Here is a 24,019-nt window from a genome sequence, read left to right on the forward strand (position 1 = left end):
CCCTCTTACATTCAGCCTAACGGGCCGCCCTGAATGGTCTCGCACAGACCGTTGATGATGCGCTCTCCGGTCTCCTCTCGAAGCTCCTGATACCAGGCCTGCGTCAACGCCATGTCTTTGCCGTGGGTGACGTCGCAGCGCTTACGTGCCTTCAGCACCAGGTCGCGCACCCGGTCGCAGCGCAGCGCCTCGTACTGCCGAAGCGCCAGCGTGATGTTGTGGTTTTCACGCAGGCATTCCCCCAGCACCACGGCGTCTTCCATCGCTGCGCAGCCGCCCTGGCCGATATCCGGCGTGGTGCTGTGCCCGGCATCGCCCAGCAGCGCGACGTTGCCGCGTACCAGGCTGTCGAACGGCTCAATGTCGTGGATTTCAATCCGGTTGGTGGTTTCAGGATCCAGCGCCGCGATAAGCTTCTGCACCGGCGGCGCCCAGCCGCGGAAGTAGCCCGTGAGATCGGCGCGCAGGGTAGTGCGATCCTCCGCCAGACCCGCAGGGAGCGGCACGTCAAAGAAGAAGTAGAAGCGTCCACCGGAGACGGGCATCAGCGACACGCGTTTGCCTTCGCCAACGAAGGTGGTCCACTGGTGCGCCGGGGCGATCTCCTCGTCAATCTTCACCAGCCCGTTCCAGTTCACGTAGCCCGCGTAGCGGCGCTCCGGCGTGTACCCCAGCACGTACGGGCGAACCGCCGAGTGGCTGCCGTCGGCGGCAATCAGGAAATCCCCGGCAGCTGTGCTGCCATCGGTGAAGGTGACGCTCACGCCAGCCTCGTCTTCATGGACGCGTTCGACGCGCTTGCCGAACTGCACCTTGTCGCGCCCCCAGAAGTCCAGCATTTCGCGCTGAAGCTCAGCGCGCGAGACGGGGCAGGGACGCCCGCCCGTACGCTCAACCAGCGGGGCAAGGCTAAAGCGGGTCAGGGTATCGCCGCGACGGCAATCCTTATAGGCCATAAAACGCATCGGCCCGCCCCAGGTCTCGATGATGTCGCCCATGCCGAGGTGCTGCATGCATTTCACGCCGTTCGGCCAGATGGAGATGGCCGCCCCGACGGGCCTGATCTCCTTTACGGCTTCAAACACGGTACAGTCGATGCCCGCTTTCTTCAGCGCGACGGCGGCGCTCAGGCCGCCAATACCCGCACCAATAACGATTGCTCTCATGCTTCTCTCCTTTTGCAGGGTGTAAAGACATTCAGCAATTTGCGTACCAGGCTGCAGAGTAGTGAAAACGGCGTTGTGAGGGAGATGTTTGCACTGCTAAGGTGCGCAAACGCGGTGAGCGTGCCTTTTTATGAATCAAAAATTTCCTGGTCAGCCATCCGGAATCGACTGTTTCACGTTTGTCTCAAGAGTGGCGTGGTTTGTGCACTAACCTGAAGGAGGATAATCAAGGAGAACCTATGATCGCACTGCACGACTTTAATCAGCTGCCTGAGAAAGACGCTTTTACGCTGCTTCAGCCCTGCGTGGCGATACCCGGCTGGGCCAACGCACTGGTGAGTGGGCGGCCTTATTCGAGCCGGGACGCGTTGTTCATTGCGGCGCAGGCCCTGACGCAACGCTGGGATGAAGCGGCCTTAACGCAAGCCCTGAGCGCCCATCCGCGCATCGGGGAAAAGCCCGCGGGTTCAGCGGCGGAGGCGGCACTGTCGCGCCAGGAACAGGGCGCGGTGAACGATCGCGATACCGCCCTTGCCAAGGCGCTGCGTGAAGGCAATGCACGCTACGAAGCCCGCTTTGGGCGCGTCTTTCTGATCCGCGCGAAAGGACGCAGCGGCGAGGAGATATTACAGGCCCTGCACGCGCGGCTGGAGAACAGCGACCCGCAGGAAATCCGTGCCGCGCTGGAACAGCTGCGGGAAATTACGCTGCTGCGACTGGAAGGAGTCATTCACGAATGAGCACACTCAGTACCCATATCCTCGATATTTCGACGGGCAAACCCGCAGAGGGCGTGACGGTTCATCTGCAACAGGACGGGAAGACGCTGGCCACGGGCGTGACCAACGTTCAGGGACGCATCGCCGCGTTCGTTCCCTCTCTGCCCGCGGGCCGCTATCGGCTGGTGGCGGAGATTGGGGCGTGGTTTAGCGATACCGGCCGGGAGACAATCTATCCCTGCGCGCACATTGAGTTTGTGACGGGAGAAACGGCAGACGAGCATTTCCATCTGCCGTTTGTGATTGCCCCCGGCGGGTGGTCAACCTACCGGGGCAGTTGACCACACCCGCTCGCCGTTGACCCAGGTTTCACTGATGTTGCGTTCGTCGCCGAGGGTCATCAGCACAAAGAGCTGCTCGTAGATATCCTGGCAGCGACGATTGCGCAGGCGCTGCAGCGGCGTTACGTCGGGGTCGATAACCACGAAATCCGCCTCTTTGCCTGCCGCGAAGTTGCCAATCTTATCGTCCAGCCGGAGGGCGTGCGCACCGCCCAGCGTGGCGTGATAAAACGCCTCGCTGGCGCGCAGGCGGTAGCTCTGAAGCTGGCCAACCTTGTAGGCCTCCCCCAGCGTGCGCAGCATGCTGAAGGTGGTGCCCGCCCCGACGTCGGTGCCGATGCCCATCCGTACCCTGTGCTGCCAGCAGGCGGGCAGGCGAAACAGCCCGCTGCCGAGAAACAGGTTCGAGGTGGGGCAAAACGCCACCGCCGAGCCGGTGTCATGCAGGCACTGCCACTCGCTGTGGTGCAGATGGATCGCGTGGGCAAACACGCTGCGCTCGCCGGTCAGGCCGTAGTGGTGGTACACGTCCAGATAGCGCTCATGCTCCGGCCAGAGATCGCTCACCCAGGCCACTTCGTTGGGGTTCTCGCTCAGGTGGGTCTGCAACCAGGTGTCCGGGAACTCCTCTCTGAGCAGGCTGACCGCCGCAAGCAGCTCGGGTGATGACGTCGGCGCAAAGCGCGGCGTAATCGCATAGCCCAGCCGTCCACGGTGATGCCAGCGCTGGATCAGCGCCCGGGTCTGCCGGTAGCTCTGCTTCGCGTCTTCGCTCAGGTAGTCCGGCGCGTGCCTGTCCATCATCACCTTTCCGGCGATAAGGCGCATGTTCAGGCGCAGGGCCTCGGTAAACAGCGCTTCGACCGATTCCGGATGCAGCGTGCAAAACACCAGCGCGGTGGTGGTGCCGTTGCTCACCAACTGGTTAATGAAAAATTCGGCGATCTCTTTTGCGTAGGCCTCATCGGCGAACTGGCTCTCCACCGGGAAGGTGTAGGTGGTCAGCCACTCCAGCAGCTGTTCGCCAAAGGCGCCAATCATCTCCGTTTGCGGATAATGGATGTGGGTGTCCACAAAACCGGGTAGCAGCAGCCTGCCGCGCAGGTCGGTATAGCCTTTGTGCGGGTCAAGATACTGCTCGCCCTCCTGCCACGGCATCTGTGCCAGAATTTTTCCGTGCTGGATAAACAGCAGGCCGTCCTCAAGGTAGCGCGCGTGCTGGGCAATGGCGTCTGCGCTGTCGCAGACCCGGGCAATATCAAAAAAAGCACCGCGTATCGCAGTCTGGTATTCCATCATGGTTCCTGCCTTCGTGTGTGCGTAGCGGGGGTGAGAAGGCTCAGCAAGAACGGTGCCAGAATGAACGGGCCGCAGAGATGCTGCGGCCGGAGGGAGGGAATTACTCTTTTTGCGTCGCTACGCGGGAGCCAAACGACGTTGCACCTGCCGTCTCGCGCTCTTCCCGCGCCAGCCAGCGGTAGGTGACGCCGCCGAGGAAGACGCCAATAAACCAGCTGAAGTTTGCCACCTCATGCAGGGCCGGGATAAAGCTAATGACCAGGCCTACGGCAACGGACGGGATCAGCGCCCCAATGGCTTTCGGGTTAAAGCCGTTGCGGTACCAGTATTTGCCCTTTGGCGTGTCGTCGAAAAGATCGTCAACCGACACCTTGCCGCGTTTAATCAGGTAGAAATCGGCGATCAGAATGCCGAACAGCGGGCCGATAAACGCCCCGAGCACGTCCAGGGTGTAGTGGATAAGCTCCGGCGAGTTGAACAGGTTCCACGGGGTGAGCAGGATCGAGCCAACGGCGGCAATCATGCCTCCGGTGCGGAAGCTGATTTTCTGCGGCGAGCAGTTAGAGAAATCAAACGCCGGTGAGACGAAGTTCGCCACGATGTTGATCCCGATGGTGGCGGTGATCATCGTCAGCAGGCCAATCGCCACGGCCAGATCGTTGCCCACGCGGCTGACGGTCTCAATCGGGTCGGTGATCATGCGGCCAAACAGCGACTGGGTGCCGGAGACAATCACTACGGTGACGATGGAGAACAGCAGGAAGTTAAACGGCAGCCCCCAGCGGTTGCCGCGGCGGATCTCACCCATGCTTTTGCCGTAGCGGGAGAAATCGCCAAAGTTGAGCAGCGGACCGGAGAAGTAGGAGACCACCAGCGCCGTGGCGGTGATCATCTGCCAGGTCTGCTCGCCCGCGCTCAGGGATTTGCTGGCGAGGGTAAAGGAGATGCCGTCAAAACCGGTCTTGTATACAATCCAGCCGGCGAGGGCCAGCATCACCACATAGACCGCCGGACCGGCGATATCGATAAAGCGCTTGATGGCGCTCATCCCGTGCCAGAAGACCATCGCCTGCAGGACCCACATAATGGCAAAGCAGATCCAGCCCAGATGCGACAGGCCCAGGAATGCGCCGGTAGTGAGTGAAGAGAGCGACGGCCAGAACTTCAGCGCCACCAGCATCAGGGCGTTGGCGGCGAGATAGGTCTGAATACCGTACCACGCAAAGGCAATCAGCCCGCGGATCACCGCCGGAATATTGGCCCCGAACACGCCAAACGCCTGACGGCTGATCACCGCGTAGGGCACGCCCGCCATCTGGCTCGGTTTGGCCACCAGGTTGGCGCACAGCTGCACGATGCAAATCCCCACCAGCAGGCAGAGCAGCACCTGCCAGCTTGCCAGCCCGAGCGTAAAGAAGCTCGCGGCGACAACATAACCCCCCATGCTGTGAACGTCCGACATCCAGAACGAAAAGATGTTGTACCAGCTCCAGTTCTGGTCACGCGTCGGTGCCAGATCCTCATTGCAAAGACGTGGGCTGTAAACCGCACCGGAATCAGCGGCCGTACCTTGCTGTGCGTTTTGACTGTTTGGCATGAAACCTGCTCCTGTGAATGAAAACCCGTTGAGTGGGAGTGCAAACGGTGTTGCAGGATCCAGGCCAAAATAATAAATCTTGTATGCAATATTTTATTTTTATGTATACGATTCGATAACGGAAAGTAAAATTCGGAGTGGTGAATGAACAACCTAAACGCCCTGCAGACCGCGCCAGACCTGCATGATAAAGACGAATCCATCTTCCAGGCGCTGATGACCGCGATTGTCGAACACCAACTGCTGCCGGGGAGCAAATTGCCGGAAGAGGCGCTGGCCGAGGTCTTTGGCGTGAGCCGCACGGGCATCCGCAAGGTGCTTCAACGACTCGCCGCTGTGCAAATGGTCACCCTGACGCCCAAGCGTGGTGCACACGTTGCCAGCCCGACGGTGGAAGAGGCGCGGCACATCTTCCGCACCCGCGCCCTGCTGGAGGTCGCTAACCTGCCGGACGTGCTGGCGCACTGCCAGCCGCCGCATCTTGCCGCGCTGGAGGCCATTATTCGTCAGGAGCAGCAGGCGCACGAGGCCTATGACGGCCCGGCGGCGATCCGCCACTCCGCCAATTTCCACATTCAGCTGCAGGCCATCTCCGGCAACCAGGTGCTCACTGAGATGGTGACCAGCCTGAGCCAGCGTTCTTCGCTGGTGATTGCCACCTGGGGCGCGCCGTGGCGTCAGGGCTGCCGCTGCAACGATCACGAGCAGTTGGTGGATCTGCTGCGCCAGAAGGCGCTCCAGCCGCTAAGCGATGCATTAATGCACCATTTTGAACATATCGTCGCCAGCCTCTGCTTCGAGCGGGCGGGCGAGTGCCTGCCTGATTTTGCCCGGCTGTTTGCCGGCCACAAGGAGTCGTAATGTCTGTCTGTATACAAGTGATCAACCCCAACACCAGCCTCGCCATGACGGAAACCATCGGCGCGGCAGCCCGCGCGGTGGCGGCACCGGGAACGGAGATCCTCGCGGTCTGCCCGAGCGCGGGCGTGCCGTCGATAGAAGGCCACTTTGATGAGGCCATCGCCGCCGTCGGTGTCCTGGAGCAGATCAAAAAAGGCAGGGAGCAGGGCGTGGACGGTCACGTGATCGCCTGCTTTGGCGATCCGGGCCTGCTGGCGGCGCGCGAGCTGGCGCAGGGGCCGGTAATCGGCATCGCCGAAGCCGCCATGCATATGGCGACGCTGGTCGCGACGCGCTTTTCGGTGGTCACCACGCTGCCGCGCACGCTAATCATTGCCCGACATCTGCTGCACCAGTATGGCTTTCAGGACCATTGTGCGGCGCTGCACGCCATCGACCTTCCGGTGCTGGCGCTGGAAGACGGCAGCGGTCTGGCGCAGGAGAAAGTGCGCGCGCGCTGTATACAGGCGCTGAAAGAGGATGGCTGTGGCGCCATCGTGCTGGGCTGCGGCGGCATGGCGACGCTGGCGCAGGAGCTGACCCGCGAACTGCGCGTGCCGGTGATCGACGGCGTCAGCGCGGCGGTGAAGATGGTGGAATCGCTGGTGGCGCTGGGGCTGTCGACCAGCAAGCACGGGGATCTGGCGTTCCCGGAGAACAAACCGTTAAGCGGGCATTTTCAGGCATTGAATCCATTTTAATTTTTTGGGGGTGGCAATGGGGCTTTTTGAACAGGATTATCCGCGGGATCTGCGCGGCTATGCGGGCAACCCGCCGCACGCGCGGTGGCCGAATCAGGCGCGCATCGCCGTGCAGTTTGTGCTCAATTACGAAGAAGGAGCAGAAAACCACGTTCTGCACGGCGATGCCGGATCCGAGCAGTTCCTGTCGGACATCATCGGCGCGGCCAGCTACCCGGACAAACACATGTCGATGGACTCTCTCTACGAATACGGCAGTCGCGCCGGGTTCTGGCGGATCCACAGTGAATTTCAGAAACGCGGCCTGCCGTTGACGGTCTTCGGCGTGGCGATGGCGCTGGCGCGTCACCCGGAGATAGTCGAGGCAATCAAAGCCGCGGATTACGACGTGGTCAGCCACGGCTGGCGCTGGATCCACTACCAGAATATGGACTTCAGCCAGGAGCGCGAACACCTGCACAAGGCGGTGCATGTTCTGACCGACCTGTTTGGCAAGCCGCCAACGGGCTGGTACACCGGGCGCGACAGCCCCAACACCCGCAAACTGGTGGTAGAGCACGGCGGTTTTGACTACGACAGCGACTACTACGGCGACGATTTGCCCTTCTGGACGGAAGTGGCCTGCAGCGACGGCTCCCGTAAACCGCACCTGATTGTGCCGTATACGCTGGATGCGAACGACATGCGCTTTGCGACCGCGCAGGGGTTTAACACCGCCGAGCAGTTTTATACGTATCTGAAGGACAGTTTTGACGTGTTGTACGAAGAGGGGGAAAGCGCGCCGAAGATGATGTCCATCGGCATGCACTGCCGCCTGCTGGGGCGACCGGGGCGTTTTCGCGCGCTGCAGCGGTTCCTGGATTATGTGCAGCAGCACGAGCGGGTGTGGGTCTGTACCCGCCAGCAGATTGCCGACCACTGGCGGGAGGTACATCCGTTTCAGAAGTAAGTGTGCGATGTTTTGCCGGGTGGCGGCTGCGCCTTACCCGGCCTACAGGGCCCACAAGGCATACGGGACATCGTAGGCCCGGTAAGCGCAGCGCCACCGGGCAGGTTTTTCAGCGTTACACCATCAAACTCACCTGCGCCGCCACGATGCGCCATCCGTAAGCAAACCGCACCCACGTCTGCTGCTGGCGGCCAATGCGTTCTGTGCTCTCCCGGGTAAACTCGGTGCTGCACACGGCATAATCCTCCCCGAAAGTGGTGATGGCGGTGTGGCGCAGCGTCCGCTGCAGCCCGGCGGCGGGGCGCGCCGCGCGAAAGGCGCGGATTTCATCAATTCCGTACAGGTTTTCCCCCGCCCCCAGCCGCACCGTGTTTTTGTCGTGCCAGAACAGCTCGTCCAGCACCGCAACGTTGTTGCTCACCAGCGCGTCCTCATAGCGGTAAAACGCGGCCGTCACCTCGGCAACCACCCACGGGAGGTTAATGTCATCGTGATTCATCATGCAGCTATCTCCGCCGGACGGGCATCGGTGATTCCGCTCTCCTCCAGAACCCGCGCGACGCGCAGGCAGGCCTGCTCGTTAAACGGCGCGGCAATCAGCTGCAGGCCGATGGGCGCGCCCTGCGCGGTGCGCAGCGGAACGGTGGTGACGGGCAGGCCCAAAAACGAAATTGGCTGGGTCAGCATCCCCATGCTGGCGCGAATGGGCAGCGGCTGACCGTTAATTTCCATGGTTGGCTCGCCTGCCAGCGTGGCGCTGCGCGGGGTGGCCGGGGCGATCAGCACGTCGGCCTGCGCGAATAAGGTTTTAAACGCCTGCCGGGCGTGAGCGCGAAACCGCTGGGCCTGAATGTACCAGGCGGAGGGGATCATCGCCCCGGCCAGCAGGCGTTCGCGGGAGTGCGGTTCAAAACGCGCCGGCTCCTGGCGAAGCGCGGGCAGGTACTGATTTCCCCCTTCGGCGGCGCTGATGATAAACGCCGCGGAACGCGCCAGCTCGGCGTCCGGGAACGCCAGTTCATCCTGCACGTCGAGCGCCTTCGCCACCCGCGCCACGGCCTCTCTGGCGTCCGCGTCGCACCAGGTGGTGAAGTAGCCGCCGAGTACCGCGCAGCGCAGGCCGTCAAGCCCGCGATCGAGCAGGGGGCGCGTCTGCTCCCGCGAGCTCTCTGCCTGAAAACCGTCGCTGGTGTCCCGTCCCTGCAGGGCGTCATATACGGACGCCAGGTCACACACGCGGCGGGCGAAGGGGCCGATATGATCCAGACTCGGGACAAACGGATGGCTTCCGGCGCGCGACAGGCGGCCAAAGGTGGGCTTCAGGCCGTAGATGCCGCACAGGGAGGCCGGAACGCGAATCGACCCGTTGGTGTCGGTGCCGAGTGAAAAGTGCACCAGCCCGGCAGCCACCGCGGCCGCTGACCCGCCGGACGACCCGCCCGTAATGCGCGCCAGGTCGTGCGGGTTACGCGTCGTGCCGTAGTGGCTGTTCTCGGTGGTAAAGCCGTAGGCGTAGGCGTCCATATTGACCATCCCGGTCAGCAGCCCGCCCGCGCTGCGCAGCTGGCGTACCGCAAAGCCGTCAGCCGCGGCGGCAGGGCGCTGGCTGAACAGCTCGGCCCCGACGAGGGTGGTGTGACCGGCAACGTCGAACAGGTTTTTAACCGCATAAGGCACGCCCGCCAGCGGCGGCAGGGGACGCTTTTCCCGTCGCAGGGTATCAATATTATCGGCTTCGGCGAGCATGCGTGCTTCCGTCACGGTGGTCCAGGCGTTGATCTGCGGATTTACGCGCGCAATCGCCTCCAGCGTCTGTTGGGCGATCTCGTGGGCGCTCAGCTCTCCCGCGCTCAGCGCCTGCTGGATCGCGCTGATACTCATCTCGTGTAGCGTCATGCTTTATACACTCCTGCAATCTCCAGACGGTCGTCGAGCGGCAGCGCCATCAGCGGGGCGGCCATGCTGGCAATGCGGCTGAACTGCAGCTGCAGCTCGGCGCGGCGGGCGTCATCCAGCGTCACGCCGAGTACGGTTTCCATTTGCGCCAGGTACGCCTGCCAGTCGGGTTGGTGTGTCGTCATTGTTTTCTCCTCAGAATCCGGCGGCTGTGCCGTTGCTGCGCGGGTCAAATGCCCCTTCGAACAGCCCGTTGGGGTGGCGGACAATCGCGCCTGCGTGGCCCATGGCTTCACTAAAGTCAGGAAAAAGCTCCACCTCGTGACCGAGTGCCTGCAGGCGCGCGACCGTCTCGGGTGAAAAACGCCCTTCAAGCTTTAAGGTGTCCGAGGTTTGTCCCCAGGTGCGCCCTAGCAGCCAGCGCGGGCGGGTAATGCTCTCCTGCAGGGGGACGCCCTGAACAACGTAGCGGGTAAAGAGCGCGGCCTGGGTTTGCGGCTGTCCGTCGCCACCCATCGATCCGTAGACCATCACGCGACCGTCCTTCAGACGCGCCGCCGCCGGGTTCAGGGTGTGGAACGGCTGTTTGCCCGGCGCGAGGGCCAGAAGATGGGCGGGATCGAGGCTGAAGGATGCGCCGCGGTTCTGCCAGACGATGCCGGTATCGGGCAGCACCACGCCGCTGCCGAACTCGTGATAAAGGCTCTGGATAAACGACACGGCAAGCCCGCTGCTGTCCATCACCCCCATCCACACCGTATCGCCGGGACCTTTTCCGGTTCCCCACGGCGCCGCGCGGCTGTTGTCAACCCTGTCGGCAAGCGCCTGCAGGGCGGCGGGATCCAGCAGTTGCTGAACATCGGTGTTCAGCGCGCGCGGGTCGGTGATGTGGGCATCCCGCAGGCCAAAGGCCAGCTTGGTGGCTTCCACGATGCGGTGCAGGGTGTCGGCGTCGTCGGCCTCCGCCATGTTCAGGCGATCGGTAATGCCGAGTATCGCCAGCGAGACCAGTCCCTGCGTCGGCGGGGCATGGTTAAAGATCTCTCCCTGCTGATGCTTGAGCTTCAGCGGCACGGTGCGTCGGGCGGCGTGCGCGTTGAGATCGGCCCACGTCACGGGCAGGCCCAGCGTCTCCATGCCCTGAGCCAGCACTTCCGCCAGCGGACCGCGATAAAAGCTGTCCAGACCGTCCTGCACCAGGCGCGTCAGGGTCGTGGCCATGGCGGGCTGGTAAAAGCGGCTCCCGACCTGCGGCGGCTTGCCGTCCACCAGCCAGGTTTCCGCGAAGCCGGGGACGTCCTTCAACTCGTCGAACTTGCTGGCCGTGGCGTGGGCCTGAGAGGCCGTGACCGGCGTGCCGTTTTGCGCATAGTCAATAGCGTCGGCCAGCAGGCGGGCCAGCGGCAGCGCCTTGCCGGACATCTCGCGCGAAACCGTCAGCGCCTCGTCCCAGCCGCTGACGGTTCCGGCGACGGTCAGCGCCGCACGGGGGCCTCGATGGGGGATCTGCGTGAGCCCGTTGTAGGCGGCCAGCGTCGCGCGCGATCCCGCCGCGCCGCTGGCATCGATGGCGATGGGATCGCCTTCCGGGGGCACGATAAGCCAGAAGCCATCGCCGCCCAGTCCGTTCATATGCGGATAGACCACGGCGATGGTGGCCGCCGCCGCGACCATCGCTTCGATGGCGCTGCCGCCTTCGCGCAGCACCGCCAGCGCGCTCTGGCTGGCGAGGTGGTGGGGCGCAACCGCCATACCGTGTGTGGAGACATTACTTTGCATGAAGAGTCCTCGTAACCCTGAAAGTCACAAGGTGCTGCAAAAGCTGTTCCAGTTCTGAATAAAAAGTTTCATGCCAGTTGCCGCAGAAGCTGGCATGCTTAATGAATAATGAGCATGAGATGAAACAAACGTTACAGAGGCGTTATGGAACAGCTTGATGAACGACTGAAAGCGCAATACGCGTCATTGTCGCCGCAGGAGCAGCGGGTGGCGGATTTTATTTTCGATCATTTTGACGACCTCATTAGCTACAACAGCGCCGAGCTGGCGCAGCTGAGCGGGGTGTCGAAAGCCACGGTGAGCCGTCTGTTTAAGCGTCTGGGCTATGAGAAATATAAGGACATGCGCGAAGAGCTGCGCACCCTGCGCCAGAGCGGGATGCCGCTCACCGACAATCGCGATGCGGTGCAGGGCAATACGCTGCTGGCGCGCCACTATAAGCAGGAGATGGCAAACCTGACCCAGTGGGTCAATGCCCTCGACGCGCAGCAGTTTGCCGACGCCATGGCCTGCATGGTCAGGGCGCGGCGCATCGTTATTATCGGCATGCGTAACGCCTATCCGGCGGCGCTGCACCTGCGCCAGCAGCTGCTGCAGGCGCGCGGTCAGGTGCTGGTGCTGCCGCAGCCGGGACAGAGCCTGAGCGAGGAGCTGGTGGACTTAACGCCGGACGATCTGGTGGTGATGATGGCCTTCCGCCGTCGCCCGCGCATCATTCGCCCGCTGATGCAGCAGCTTCAGAGCAGCGGTATTCCGGTGCTGCTGATGTGCGAGCCGCAGGCCCACAGCCTGTTCCCGCTGGCGAGCTGGCAGCTCTGCACCCCGCTGGACAGCGTCTCCGCCTATGACAGCTATTCGTCGGTCAACAGTCTGATCAACCTGCTGGCGAACGCCTTCCTGCATGACATTCTCGATAAAGGCCGCCCGCGCATTCACGAGATTGCCTCCCTCTACCAGCAGCTGGACGAGCTGGAACAGCGATAATGGGGCATCAGGCTGGTGCTTTGCATTAAAACAGTGCAATCAGACGGGGCGTAAAAGAGCGCCCCCTTTTCACCATTCCCCGATTTATCAGGCTTTATGACAATATCCCCCGTTTCGCCTGACCTGGCACATTAGTTGCAAAATCACATTCAAAGAATCTTTTGTTTCATGTTAACGTTACGGGGAAGCACCATGAAAAAATTGTTGATTGCACTGGCCGGGGCAGCATGCCTCTTCACACAGCTGCCGGCAAAGGCTGACCAGCTTCAGGATATTGAGAAGCGCGGCACAATTCGCATCGCCGTTCCGCAGGATTTCCCGCCGTTTGGCTCGGTGGGAACCGATCTGCAGCCGCAGGGCTATGACATCGACATGGCGCGCTATCTGGCTAAACAGATGAAGCTCAAGCTGCAGCTGGTGCCGGTGACCAGCGCCAACCGCGTGCCGTACCTGCAAACCGACAAGGTGGATCTGGTCATTTCCAGCCTCGGTAAAAACCCGGAGCGCGAGAAGGTAATCGACTTCAGCCGCGCCTACGCGCCGTTCTTCCTCGGCGTGTTTGGTCCGAAAGGGGCTGAACTGAAGGATGCCGCCGCGCTCAGCGGAAAAACCATCGGCGTGACGCGCGGGGCGGTGGAGGACATGGTGCTGACCGGCCTGGCGCCGAAAGACGCGGACGTGAAGCGCTACGAAGACAACAACACCACGCTGTCGGCATATCTGTCCGGCCAGGTGCAGTACGTGGCGACCGGCAATCTCGTGGTGGCGGCCATTTCGCGCCAGAACGCGGCGAAAGCCCCGGTGCCGAGCTTTATGCTGAAAGACTCGCCGTGCTTCATTGGCCTGAAGAAAAACGAACCGGCCCTGAAGGCAAAAGTGGACGCGCTGATCGAGCAGGGCATTAAGGACGGCACGCTGAACGGTCTGTCTGAGCAATGGCTGAAGGCCCCGCTGCCGGCAAACCTTGGCGCCTGAGCCGATGACTGAGCAACTTGATTTTTCCGCACTCTGGCCGCACTGGCCGGAGCTGTTGGCCGGGCTGCGGGTCACTATTCAACTGACGGTGATGGCCACCGTCGGCGGGCTGGCAACAGGGATTATCGGCGCGGCGATCCGCAGCGGACGCACCACCTGGTACAGCCGGATTTGGGGCGGGTATGTGGAGATCATCCGCAACACGCCGTTTGTGGTGCAACTGTTTTTCATCGTCTTCGGCCTGCCGAACCTGGGTCTGAAGATGACGGCGGGGGAAGCGGCGCTGCTGGCCATGGTGGTCAACCTGGGCGCCTACAGCACCGAAATTATTCGCGCGGGCATTCAGGTCACGCCGAAAGGGCAGTGGGAGGCCGGTCGCGTGCTGGGGCTGACCCGCCTGCAGACCTTTATCCGCGTGGTGCTGCCGCCTGCGCTGCAGCGCATTTATCCGGCGCTGGTGAGCCAGTGCATCATCGTGATGCTCGGCTCGTCGGTGGTGTCGCAGGTCTCCTATGAAGAGCTGACCTTCGCCGCCAACCTGATCCAGTCCAGAACGTTTTTAAGCTTTGAGGTCTATCTGGTGACCACCGGGATTTACTTAGCGCTGTCGATTACCCTGCGCCAGCTGATGATGGCGGCAGGACGGAAATGGCTGGGGGTGCAGGCATGATGACCACCTTTACCGACTGGGACATTATTCGCAATCTGCTGCTGGCCGGACGCTGGACGGTGCTGCTGTCGCTGGTGGCGTTCGTCGGCGGGGCGGTGGTAACGCTGCCGCTCCTGCTGCTGCGCCTGACGGGCGGGCGCACGGTGAAGCGCATTATCCGCGGCTATATTGAGCTGTTTCAGGGCACGCCGCTGCTGATGCAGCTGTTCCTGGCCTTCTTCGGCGTGGCGCTGTTCGGCATCGACGTTTCGCCGTGGACCGCCGCCTCGCTGGCGCTGACGTTCTACACCAGCGCATTTCTGCTCGATATCTGGTACGGCAGCATTCGCGCCCTGCCGAAAGGGCAGTGGGAAGCGTCGCGCTGCCTGGGGCTGACCTTCGGCCAGACCCTGTTTCGCGTGGTCGCCCCGCAGGCGCTGCGCATCGGCATTGCGCCGACGGTCGGCTTTGCCGTGCAGGTGATCAAAGGTACCGCGCTGGCGTCGATTATCGGTTTTGTCGAGCTGACCAAGGCCGGGACCATGCTGACCAACGTGACCTATCAGCCGTTTAAGGTCTTTGCGCTGGTGGCGCTGGGCTACTTTATTCTGTGTTATCCGCTGTCGCGCTACAGCCGCTATCTGGAGACGAAATTCAATGCCTCTCATCACCATTAATCAGGTGCAGAAGTACTACGGCGATAACCACGTGCTCAAGGGCGTCGATCTGGATATCGACATGGGCCAGGTGATCTCCATCATCGGGCGCAGCGGATCGGGCAAAAGCACGCTGCTGCGCTGCATTAACGGCCTGGAAGGCTATCAGGACGGCAGCATCAAGCTGGGCGGCATGACCATTACCGACCGGGATTCCCAGGCGCGTGAAATCAGCCGCTCGGTCGGGATGGTGTTCCAGAGCTTCAACCTGTTCCCGCACATGACGGCACTGGAGAACGTGATGCTCGCCCCGCGCCGGGTGCTGAAAAAAAGCGCCGCCGAATGCCGGGCGCTGGCGCAGCAGATGCTGGAGAAGGTTGGCCTTGGCGATCGTCTGGATTACTACCCGTCGAGTCTCTCCGGCGGCCAGCAGCAGCGCGTGGCTATTGCCCGCGCGCTGGCGATGTCGCCGAAAGTATTACTCTGCGACGAGATCACCTCCGCGCTTGACCCGGAGCTGGTGGGCGAAGTGCTCAAAGTGCTGGAGCAGCTGGCGGCCGAGGGGATGACGCTCATACTGGTTACCCATGAAATGAATTTTGCCCGCGAAGTGGGCGACCGCGTGGTGTTTATGCACCAGGGGAAAGTCTGGGAGCAGGGCGACAGCAAAACGCTGTTCGCCAACCCGCAGACCACGGAACTGAAGCAGTTCATCTCCTCCGTGCGCGGCCTCAACTGATAAGGACTGAACAATGGATATCGCACACTTTCCGCAAATCAACCCGCCGCAGCGTCTGCTGATGGGCCCGGGCCCGATCAACGCCGACCCGCGCGTGCTGCGCGCCATGTCGAGCCAGCTGATCGGCCAGTACGATCCGGCCATGACCCACTACATGAACGAGGTGATGGCGCTCTATCGCGGCGTATTCCGCACCGAAAACCGCTGGACGATGCTGGTGGACGGCACCTCCCGCGCGGGAATTGAAGCCATTCTGGTTTCCGCCATTCGACCGGGAGATAAGGTGCTGGTGCCGGTCTTTGGCCGCTTTGGCCACCTGCTGTGCGAAATTGCCCGCCGCTGCCGTGCAGAGGTCCATACCATCGAGGTGCCGTGGGGCGAGGTGTTTACCCCGGACCAGGTCGAGGATGCGATAAAACGTATTCGTCCGCGCCTGCTGCTGACCGTGCAGGGCGACACCTCCACCACCATGCTGCAGCCGCTCGCGGAGCTGGGCGCGATCTGCCGCCGCTACGACGTGCTGTTTTACACCGACGCGACCGCGTCGCTCGGCGGTAACGCGCTGGAGACCGACGCCTGGGGGCTGGATGCCGTCTCGGCCGGGATGCAGAAATGCCTCGGCGGCCCGTCGGGCACGTCGCCGATCACCCTGAGCGCGCGGATGGAAGAGGCGATCCGCCGCCGCAAGTGCGTGGAGGAGGGCATTCGCACTGACGCCCACCGCGATGGCGACGAGGAGATGATCTACTCCAACTACTTCGATCTCGGCATGGTGATGGACTACTGGGGGCCGGAGCGGCTGAACCACCACACCGAAGCAACTACCGCGCTGTTTGGTGCCCGCGAATGCGCGCGGCTGATCCTGCAGGAAGGGCTGGATAACGGCATCGCGCGTCATAAGCTGCACGGCGATGCGCTGCTTAAGGGGATTCAGGCGATGGGGCTGGAGACCTTCGGCGACCTGAAGCACAAGATGAACAACGTGCTGGGCGTGGTGATTCCGCAGGGCGTTAACGGCGACCAGGTGCGTAAGCTGATGCTGGAGGATTTCGGAATTGAAATCGGCACCTCGTTTGGCCCGCTGCACGGCAAAGTGTGGCGTATTGGCACCATGGGCTATAACGCGCGCAAGGACTGCGTGATGACCACCCTGAGCGCGCTGGAGTCGGTGCTGAACTACCTCAAATTTACCACCACGCAGGGGGCCGCCATGCAGGCCGCGTGGGACCACTATCGCCGCGAGACGCCGCAATGAGCCCGGCGGCAGAACGGGTGATGGTGCGCGCCGACGCGCTGGCCGCCATCAGCGAAACCCCGGATGCGCTGACAAGGGTGTATCTCTCCACGCAGCATCTGCAGGCCAACCAGCTGGTCGGGGAGTGGATGCGCCAGGCGGGCATGACCGTCTGGCAGGACAGCGTGGGCAATATCTGTGGACGCTACGAAGGCGCGCAGGAAGGAGCCCAGGCGGTGCTGCTTGGCTCGCATCTGGACACCGTACGCAACGCCGGGCGCTACGACGGCATGCTCGGGGTGCTTACCGCCATCGAAGTGGTGGATAGCCTGCACCAGCAGGGTGTGCATCTGGCGCAGGCCATAGAGATTGTCGGCTTTGGTGACGAAGAGGGAACCCGTTTTGGGATCACCCTGCTAGGCAGCCGGGGGCTGACGGGCACCTGGCCGCAGGGCTGGCTGGAGACGTGTGATGCTCAGGGCATCAGCGTGGCGCAGGCGATGGTGCAGGCGGGGCTCGATCCTGCCCGCGTGGCGCTCGCGGCACGTCATCAGGACGATTTTAGCGCCTGCCTGGAACTGCATATCGAACAGGGACCGTGTCTGGAGCAGGAAGGGCTGGCGCTGGGCGTGGTGGAAGCCATTAACGGCGCGCGCCGCCTCAACTGCCGCTTCACCGGCGAGGCCGGGCATGCGGGTACCGTGCCGATGCATCACCGCAAGGATGCCCTGGCCGCCGCCGCCGAATGGATGGTGCTGATTGAAAACACCACCCGACAGCAGGGCGGCAACCGGGTGGCGACGGTCGGTGAACTGCGCTGCCTGCCCGGTGCGGTCAACGTCATCCCCGGCGAGGTTGCGCTCTCGCTGGATATTCGCGGCCCGCAGGATGCCCCGCTTGACGCGCTGCTCGCTGAGCTGCTGGCGCAGGCGCAGGCGATTGCCGCTCGTCGCGGGCTGAGCTTCAGCGCCGAGGAGTTTTACCGGATCGCCGCCACGCCGTGCGATGCACGTTTGCAGCACCTGCTGGGCGACGCCGTGGAATCGGTGCAGGGGCGTTCGTTATCCCTGCCCAGCGGCGCCGGGCATGACACCATCGCCCTGGCGGAACGCTGGCCGGTGGGGATGCTGTTTGTGCGCTGCAGGGGCGGGGTCAGCCACCATCCGGCGGAATCGGTGATGGCTGAGGATGTCGCTCTGGCAATTGAGGCGTTTGGGCGAGCGGTAAAAAAACTGGCAGGCGATGAAACGGCTTAGGCGTTCGGCCGTGCCGCCGTTTCCGGTAGGCGCAGCGGTACCGTCATCAGGCTGGCGGCGAAATAGAGGACGGCTATCACCCACAATGTCCCTTCCACACCCAATGGCGCGACGCACACGGTGACGATGAAGGGGCCGGCGAAATTGCTTAGCCCCGAACCAAGGTTGAGACAGGAGATCGCCGCCCCTTTGTTTTCCGGCAGCAGCGAGGGGATCAGGGCGCTCAGCGGGCCAAACGCCCCCAGGCCGATGGCGTAAAGGGCGAGCGCCAGAAACAGGGCGAGGGTGCTGTGGCCAAACAGCACGGGGGCATAACACACCGCGATGGAGGCTACGCCGCATAGCGTACCGGAAAACCACATCACCGTTTTTCGCCAGCCCAGGCAATCGCCCAGCCAGCCAAACAGATAGCTGGCGAAAATATTCACAATATTGACCAGGCCCCAGACTGTTAGCCACTCGGCAATACTAAAGCCAAATTGCGGTAAATACACCGGCATCAGGATCACCAGCGAAAATTTACCGATGTCATTGATGGTTTTCACCACGACCGCCAGACGCATTTTCGGCTCTCGCACCAGGACGATAATCCCCTCCAGAAGCGCTGTTCTCAGCGGATAACCGTCCCTGAAAACGGGCCGGTCGTGGTTGAGGACCAGTGCACAAAACCCGCCGCAAAGAACAAACGCGAAGCCGCTCAACAGCGTGCCCGTTTCGCCTATGCGTGCCAGCATCATGCTGGAGTACCACGGGCCAACAATTGTCATTCCGACACCGAAGGCTATCCAGAACCAGGAGACCGCACGGCCTAAAATACGGCTTTCGCAGCGCTGGTTTATCCATACCAGAAACGAGTAGGCAAACAGCGGGTAAGCCACCCCGCGTAGTGCGTAGGTTGCGACCATGAGCGGATAGTTATTCTGGGGGAGGGCAACAAAAATAAAGGGCACCGAGCCGATAAAATAGACCACCGTCGCGATCCACATCAGCCGGCGCACCCCCAGCACGCCTGCTCCGATACCGGAAAACCAGGAGACAGCGGCAACGCACAGGCCGAAGATAGATGAGAGCAGGCTAATTTCAACAGGATCAAAGCCCCGCTGCTGCAAAAGTGAAGCCAGCCAGCTTTGTTCGATGGTCGCTCCGGTTATAAATAAAAAAACACCGATGAATCCCCAGCTAAGCTCCCGGGGTAATCCTATCCGCGCCCATATCCCTTGTTGCATCACCAGGTTATGTTCAGTCATGTTGTTCTCTTCTTCCTGCCGGGCGGGCACGGTTACCCGCCCGGAACATCAGGCAGTTTTCAGTTGTACGGTCGAACGGGATTTCATCTGGCTACGATTGACGTGACCCACCGTGTTCTGCCCCCAGCACTGCTCGTAAGGTAAGCCGGTCAGACTTTCAATCACGGCTCTGTTTTCAGCGCTGACAGCGTCTTTCTTTTCGCCACGTTTGAGGCGTGCAACCTCGTCGTTAAGGATGGCATGAGTACGGCTGTTCACCTTGAACTGGAAGGCCGACCATATCCCCCAGAGCGTGAGCACAACGGGGAGCGCAATCATGATAATCACGATCATTGTGATGGCCGTTCCCGGCTGGTGGCTCTGCCCTGAAACGAAGCCGGAGAGCTGCAACGCAACGCCAACAAGGAAGATTGACAGCGCCTGGGAGGCTTTACGCAACAGGCTCATAAAGCCAGCAAAGATCCCTTCGCGGCGGCTGCAGGTAAGGATTTCATCCACGTCCGCCACAAAGGTGTAGTTGTTCCACGGGATCGCGTAGATCCCCCCGCGCGCCAGACCCGCAATCCCTGCCGTCAGATAGAGCAGGGCCATACTGGTAGAGCCGTTTACCCATGCCGCGCCGAAAAGGAGAAAAGCCAGAAGGGCAAGTGTTGCCTGGGTGGCGAACGCGCGTGAGGGTGAGAAACGCAGCGTGAGCCAGGTTGCTACACCGACGCCAAAGAACTGCATGCCGTTGATGGTCGCCAGGAGGTTAGAGGCCACGACCGGGGAGGTCATCAGGGCGAAGACGACAAAGTAGGTGAATACCGAATTGAAGATATCCTGGGCAACTGAGCCGCCCAGATACATCCCCAGGTGCGAGCGGAAGGTTTTTATTTTCAGCGTGGACAGGAAGTCGTAGCAGATGGCGTGAACGCGGGCGAGGAGCGGCTGCTTTTCCCCCTCGTCAACGTGACGCTCGCATTGCTCTATCTCATCAAGCGAGCGTTCCCAGGTACCGAAGTAGACAAAGAACAGGACGACCATAAATGAGAGCGTGAAGATCGCGCCGGCATAAAAGAACGAATCTGCGGAGTCTGAACCAAAATAAGCCACCAGACGTCCCGGCAGAAAGGCGGCGGCAAATCCCGCCAGTTGGGCGATATACATACGGGCGCTGGTCAGCTTCGAACGCTTGCTAAAATCGGAGGTCATTTCTGCTGAGAGCGTATCGTAAGGGATAATAATCATCGAATAGACGATTTCGAACAGAATATAGACCAGCAGATAGATCCAGTAGTTAAACCCCTCTACCCACAGCAGGCTGTAGACCGACACCAGTGGAATACTGACCAACAAGAAGAAGCGGCGACGACCAAAACGACGGCCCAGCCGGGTTTTATGGAAGTTATCGGAGACATAGCCCATCAGCGGACACATGATGACGTCGACAATGCGCGCCACGGCAAACAGCGAGCCTGCTTCAATCGGCGTTAAGCCGCAGAAGGTGGTCAGGAAGAAGAGTAACCATGCGCTCACCAGCGTGAACGCGCCAGAGCCTATTACATCAGCAAGACCATAACAAACGTAGTTATGCAGCTTTATTTCACGTACTTTTTTTATCATTTTTATCCCCAGTGACGAAGTCGTCCAAAGGTTCCACCTTTATGCACAGGCGGAGTCGGTGATGAGGTTCTGAACGTTAAGCAGGACGGTTTTTTCCGCGTTCCAGCCTGCAGGCAAGGGCACCGGTCGGCAGAGGTGCGTGGCGCAGAGCCGCAGCCCGCTTACGCCGTTGGCGTAAAAAATGGGCATACCGCCAGGGTAGGGCTCTACCCCATGCGCACGGCCGGTAGACGGATTGATGTTGTAGGCGTTGTCCAGCCCCATTCCGGTGGGACGCGCGGGGTTGCACGGCGGACGAATATCGTAGAAGCCTTGTTCCTGCGAGTCGCTGAGGCATTGTTCAACGCAGAGGCCATTAAACATGACGTCGCGAATGTTGCCCGGCGTGTCGCTGTGCAGGTTAATCGCGCCTTCAGCGTGGCCTGCAAGGTTACTGAAAATGACGTTTTCGATGGTGCCAGGCTGAACCTCTGGCGCACGGTGGCGTACCGAAATATAGATAGGATCGGCTTTTCCCCAGTGACAGGGATGGCCGTGACGGCAGTCAAACAGAATATTGCTGAACACCAGCCGTTGAAAACGCCCCCCATCGCGTGAGACCAGCCCAATACCCCGGTTGGACTCAAAAATCGTGCAGTTGCTGACGGTGATGTTCTCAATATCGGCAAAGGTTTCCGTACCGATTTTGATGGCGCAGCTTTTGGAACGCACAATACAGTTGTTCACCGTTACGTTACGAATGGGCTGCTGTAGCGGCGCGGGTTTCCGGGTGGTTTTCAGGCAAATCCCGTCGTCGGCGGCGCTGAAGTAGCTGTCGCTGATATGGACGTGCTGGCAACTGTCGATATCGAGCGCATCGGTGTTGGCGAGCGCCAGGTCATTATCAATGGTGATGTTCCGGACAAAAACGTGGTTGCAGCTCACCAGGTGAGCGGTCCACATCGGCGAGTTATGCAGGGTAATATCCTGCAGGCGTACCTGTTCGCAGCCTTCAAACACCACCAGTCGCGGGCGCTGTGATTTAGGCTGGCGATAGCCCTGGTCATCCGCATCTGATGAAAACCAGTTTGCGGCGTCTCCATCAATTTTTCCTTCTCCACTCAGCGTGATGTGCTGCCCGCCACGGGCGTAAAGGAGCGCCATGTTTGACATTTCTGCGAGCGTCACCGTCTCCGTATGCTGGTAATCGGCAGGGTTTGCGCTGGCGCGCAGGCAGGCACCGGCTTCCAGATGCAGGGTAAAATGAGAGGGTAAAACCAGCGTACCGGTGAGCCAGATGCCGGGCGTCACGACCAGCGTTCCGCCCCCGGCGGAGGCTATCTCATCGATAAGCTGTTGCAGTTGCGTCGTCAGTACCGTATTGCCACTGCGGTCGAGTGGCGTATTGTCTAAAGAAATTTTCATCGTCATTCCTGTTCATCAACATGATGACCAGGATTTAACGCGTTTTTACCGTCGCCGGAGTGCGCAGAAACGGGGCTTCTTGACGTAACGGTGAAGCACTTCACGTTTGATTTCTGCAGGACAATTAATTATTGAAAATTGTCACATTTCGCGCTTTTTCAGACCGAAAGGGTGTTGCAAAAAAGAGAAATCGTGGTTGCCAGGGACGCGGGTGAGGGGGTTATGAACGCCCTCTCAGCGACGTTAATTCATGGCTCAGACTGTCAGCCAGCGCACGTACCCGCGAGGCATCAAATAACACATGCAGACCGGGTGAGGCGTCAGCGTGTTTAAGGCAGTAATCCTCCATTTCACAGGCGCATCGATAAAGCTCCTGAATATTGATATGGCTAATCTCCTGCATGCTCCAGCTGTTCTCGACCTCACGGGCATAGTGCAGCGTGAAGAACGCCTTTTGCGCATGTAAAAAGAGACGACAATAGAGGGTAAAGCCCTGCCACTCTTCATACCAGCGACGTTCAAGCGAGCGGGGAAACGCGGCGCGTTTTACGAAATGCAGTGCCGCTTCCTGCAGCGCGGCGGCAGCGTTGCCCGCCTCGTCTTTCTCCCTTGCGATACGTGACAGGCAAGCGGCGGACGTTTCTGGATCGTTGCGATCGAAGGTGATTGCCCGTTCTGAGCCGGGCAGCCAGTAATTGCGGTTTAGCTGGCCGTAAAGGCTCCACACCGCCTGGCCATAGCTTTCGGGTACCTGGCTGTGACGATGGAAAACGTGCTTGCGGACATAAATAGCGCTGTATAACACCTGTCCCGCTTGCTCAAGCAGGGAACAAAATGTCTCAAAGGTCAGCTCGTCGGGTTGCCAGCCATAGCTTTCGTGTAGCCAGTCGGTCATCAGCTGCGCTTTCGTCAGCGTTGTCCCCTCGTTGCTCAGCATTCTGCTGCAGGCCACCAGATTACATTCGCTGAGCGTCCCCATGATCCAGTGGTTATCCAGACTTTCCCAGCTCACTTTGCATACCGCGCCAGTGATGGCCGGGTTACTGCGACACCAGAGCAACCGCCCCTGGAGTTCATCAATACGTGGGAATGGAAAGATGCCCCAGCCAACTTCTTCCCCGACCAGGTCGATCTCTGTCCAGACCTCGCGCTCCCGAACCTCCAGCAGTGCGGGGTTATTAGGAAAGGATGGCCAGAAACGTTCGGGGGTGAGCTTGATCGAGACGCTGACGTTCGCCGGTAAGGGACGGATGGCCTCCAGCACGTTGCCAAGATCGTGGTTATCCGCCGGAAATACACGCAGCACCAGATGTTTATTTTCCTGCTGCATCACGCGGGAGAGGGCAGTGAAGCAGCAGCTATAAATCATGAAGCTGCGATCGTCGCGTTGTAACGGGACGGATTTTTCCGTTGATGGCTGCTCCCAGCTGGGGCGTGAGACTGGCAGCAATCCGTCGGTATTAGAAATCGCAATCATCAGGCCGCTGAGAGACGGAATGCGCTGGCAGATCTGTGAAATCTTATCCGCAAGGTAACTGCACCAGAAGTCCACGTCGAAGCGTACACCCTGGTTGGGATCAAACAGGTGCGGATGGGAAAGCAAGAGATCGGTTGGAAAGTTGAGCTCTTTGGCCTGGAGGTAAAATCGCAGCCCCTGACGTCGGCACAGCTGGCCCAGGCGGTTGAGATAAACGCAGCGCGCCCGCTGCTGGCTGGATAAGCGGTCATTGTAGTGATGTGGCGTATACCCTTTCGGTGTGGCAAGCAGATTAAAGAGGTCAGCCTGCCCGACAATGAGGGTATTGAAGCCATGGGCTACAGCCCACTCCACCAGTTCACCGGTTTTATTCCAGTCCCAGTAAGCCTGGGTATTCAGTTCTACCGCTCGCGTCTGCCACATATCCCTATCCATTCGTCCGACGA

At 60.8% G+C, this 24,019-nt stretch carries 22 protein-coding genes and 1 pseudogene; 12 read left to right on the forward strand and 11 right to left on the reverse strand.

Annotated features, from left to right (window positions below; genetic code table 11):
* Positions 1-11: 11 nt before the first annotated feature.
* Positions 12-1,166: an FAD-dependent urate hydroxylase HpxO gene (gene hpxO, locus V1572_RS10660; RefSeq protein ID WP_395299944.1), complete on the reverse strand. Its 1,155-nt coding sequence runs from the start codon at positions 1,164-1,166 to the stop codon at positions 12-14.
* A gap of 239 nt (positions 1,167-1,405) precedes the next feature.
* Here hpxO and uraD point away from each other — a divergent pair, with 239 nt between their 5' ends.
* Positions 1,406-1,906 carry a 2-oxo-4-hydroxy-4-carboxy-5-ureidoimidazoline decarboxylase gene (gene uraD, locus V1572_RS10665; protein WP_395299945.1) on the forward strand — a complete coding sequence of 167 codons (501 nt, stop codon included), beginning with the start codon at positions 1,406-1,408 and terminating at the stop codon, positions 1,904-1,906.
* Complete coding sequence (uraH, locus tag V1572_RS10670; protein WP_063621334.1) at positions 1,903-2,226, forward strand: hydroxyisourate hydrolase; 324 nt, start codon at positions 1,903-1,905, stop codon at positions 2,224-2,226. The genes uraD and uraH overlap by 4 nt, the downstream gene beginning before the upstream one ends.
* On the opposite strand, the gene guaD is transcribed toward uraH, so the two are convergent.
* Together guaD and V1572_RS10680 are read right to left on the reverse strand one after the other, a co-directional pair.
* Entirely contained in the window at positions 2,206-3,525 is a 1,320-nt protein-coding gene (guaD, locus tag V1572_RS10675) for a guanine deaminase (RefSeq protein WP_069719478.1), read from the reverse strand. The genes uraH and guaD overlap by 21 nt on opposite strands.
* A gap of 100 nt (positions 3,526-3,625) precedes the next feature.
* On the reverse strand, positions 3,626-5,122 hold the full coding sequence (locus V1572_RS10680) for an NCS1 family nucleobase:cation symporter-1 (RefSeq protein ID WP_008499855.1): 1,497 nt from the start codon (positions 5,120-5,122) through the stop codon (positions 3,626-3,628).
* Positions 5,123-5,266: 144 nt separating this feature from the next.
* On the opposite strand from V1572_RS10680, the gene V1572_RS10685 reads away from it, so the two are divergent.
* The 3 genes and pseudogenes from V1572_RS10685 to puuE all read left to right on the forward strand — a co-directional run bounded on the left by V1572_RS10685 (position 5,267) and on the right by puuE (position 7,672).
* A complete protein-coding gene (locus tag V1572_RS10685; RefSeq protein ID WP_048222414.1) occupies positions 5,267-5,983 on the forward strand; it encodes a GntR family transcriptional regulator in 717 nt (238 codons plus the stop codon).
* Positions 5,983-6,852, forward strand: a pseudogene (locus tag V1572_RS10690) (aspartate/glutamate racemase family protein); the annotation flags it as partial. The gene V1572_RS10685 and the pseudogene V1572_RS10690, both read left to right, overlap by 1 nt.
* Entirely contained in the window at positions 6,773-7,672 is a 900-nt protein-coding gene (gene puuE, locus V1572_RS10695; RefSeq protein WP_395299986.1) for an allantoinase PuuE, read from the forward strand. The pseudogene V1572_RS10690 and the gene puuE, both read left to right, overlap by 80 nt.
* A gap of 115 nt (positions 7,673-7,787) precedes the next feature.
* On the opposite strand, the gene hpxZ is transcribed toward puuE, so the two are convergent.
* Genes hpxZ through hpxW form a run of 4 tightly spaced genes read right to left on the reverse strand, consistent with a single transcriptional unit; the run spans position 7,788 to position 11,347 of the window.
* The gene (gene hpxZ / locus V1572_RS10700) at positions 7,788-8,174 is read right to left on the reverse strand and encodes an oxalurate catabolism protein HpxZ (protein ID WP_395299946.1); all 387 of its coding nucleotides are present in this window, start codon (positions 8,172-8,174) and stop codon (positions 7,788-7,790) included.
* On the reverse strand, positions 8,171-9,568 hold the full coding sequence (locus V1572_RS10705) for an AtzE family amidohydrolase (RefSeq protein WP_252077332.1): 1,398 nt from the start codon (positions 9,566-9,568) through the stop codon (positions 8,171-8,173). The genes hpxZ and V1572_RS10705 overlap by 4 nt, the downstream gene beginning before the upstream one ends.
* Complete coding sequence (gene hpxX, locus V1572_RS10710) at positions 9,565-9,753, reverse strand: oxalurate catabolism protein HpxX (protein ID WP_008499849.1); 189 nt, start codon at positions 9,751-9,753, stop codon at positions 9,565-9,567. Before hpxX ends, V1572_RS10705 begins: the two co-directional genes overlap by 4 nt.
* 10 nt (positions 9,754-9,763) lie before the next feature.
* Complete coding sequence (gene hpxW / locus V1572_RS10715; RefSeq protein ID WP_395299947.1) at positions 9,764-11,347, reverse strand: oxamate amidohydrolase; 1,584 nt, start codon at positions 11,345-11,347, stop codon at positions 9,764-9,766.
* Between the two features lie 144 nt (positions 11,348-11,491).
* On the opposite strand from hpxW, the gene hpxU reads away from it, so the two are divergent.
* From hpxU to hpxK, 7 genes are all read left to right on the forward strand, one after another.
* Positions 11,492-12,331 carry a MurR/RpiR family transcriptional regulator HpxU gene (gene hpxU / locus V1572_RS10720; RefSeq protein ID WP_048027314.1) on the forward strand — a complete coding sequence of 280 codons (840 nt, stop codon included), beginning with the start codon at positions 11,492-11,494 and terminating at the stop codon, positions 12,329-12,331.
* Positions 12,332-12,523: 192 nt separating this feature from the next.
* Positions 12,524-13,306, forward strand: a complete 783-nt coding sequence (locus tag V1572_RS10725) for a transporter substrate-binding domain-containing protein (protein ID WP_008499846.1) — start codon at positions 12,524-12,526, stop codon at positions 13,304-13,306.
* Positions 13,307-13,310: 4 nt separating this feature from the next.
* Positions 13,311-13,976 carry an amino acid ABC transporter permease gene (locus V1572_RS10730; protein ID WP_395299948.1) on the forward strand — a complete coding sequence of 222 codons (666 nt, stop codon included), beginning with the start codon at positions 13,311-13,313 and terminating at the stop codon, positions 13,974-13,976.
* Positions 13,976-14,632 (forward strand): amino acid ABC transporter permease, encoded by a 657-nt coding sequence (locus tag V1572_RS10735; protein WP_071882588.1) that lies wholly within the window; start codon positions 13,976-13,978, stop codon positions 14,630-14,632. Before V1572_RS10730 ends, V1572_RS10735 begins: the two co-directional genes overlap by 1 nt.
* Entirely contained in the window at positions 14,613-15,350 is a 738-nt protein-coding gene (locus V1572_RS10740; RefSeq protein WP_023327069.1) for an amino acid ABC transporter ATP-binding protein, read from the forward strand. The genes V1572_RS10735 and V1572_RS10740 overlap by 20 nt, the downstream gene beginning before the upstream one ends.
* 13 nt (positions 15,351-15,363) lie before the next feature.
* Positions 15,364-16,605: an alanine--glyoxylate aminotransferase family protein gene (locus tag V1572_RS10745; protein WP_048027317.1), complete on the forward strand. Its 1,242-nt coding sequence runs from the start codon at positions 15,364-15,366 to the stop codon at positions 16,603-16,605.
* Positions 16,602-17,840 carry an allantoate amidohydrolase gene (gene hpxK, locus V1572_RS10750; RefSeq protein WP_262779572.1) on the forward strand — a complete coding sequence of 413 codons (1,239 nt, stop codon included), beginning with the start codon at positions 16,602-16,604 and terminating at the stop codon, positions 17,838-17,840. Before V1572_RS10745 ends, hpxK begins: the two co-directional genes overlap by 4 nt.
* Here the strand turns inward: hpxK and V1572_RS10755 are convergent.
* The 4 genes from V1572_RS10755 to V1572_RS10770 all read right to left on the reverse strand — a co-directional run bounded on the left by V1572_RS10755 (position 17,837) and on the right by V1572_RS10770 (position 23,996).
* Positions 17,837-19,087, reverse strand: a complete 1,251-nt coding sequence (locus V1572_RS10755) for an MFS transporter (RefSeq protein ID WP_048027321.1) — start codon at positions 19,085-19,087, stop codon at positions 17,837-17,839. The two genes, hpxK and V1572_RS10755, sit on opposite strands and share 4 nt — an antisense overlap.
* A 48-nt stretch (positions 19,088-19,135) precedes the next feature.
* On the reverse strand, positions 19,136-20,692 hold the full coding sequence (locus V1572_RS10760) for an MFS transporter (RefSeq protein WP_395299949.1): 1,557 nt from the start codon (positions 20,690-20,692) through the stop codon (positions 19,136-19,138).
* A gap of 39 nt (positions 20,693-20,731) precedes the next feature.
* The gene (locus V1572_RS10765; protein WP_395299950.1) at positions 20,732-22,096 is read right to left on the reverse strand and encodes a glycoside hydrolase family 28 protein; all 1,365 of its coding nucleotides are present in this window, start codon (positions 22,094-22,096) and stop codon (positions 20,732-20,734) included.
* 220 nt (positions 22,097-22,316) lie between these two features.
* Positions 22,317-23,996, reverse strand: coding sequence for a hypothetical protein (locus V1572_RS10770; RefSeq protein WP_395299951.1), 1,680 nt, complete (start codon positions 23,994-23,996; stop codon positions 22,317-22,319).
* Positions 23,997-24,019 lie beyond the last annotated feature (23 nt).

Origin of the sequence: Enterobacter quasiroggenkampii (genome assembly GCF_043972695.1) — a bacterium.
Lineage (GTDB): Bacteria > Pseudomonadota > Gammaproteobacteria > Enterobacterales > Enterobacteriaceae > Enterobacter > Enterobacter quasiroggenkampii.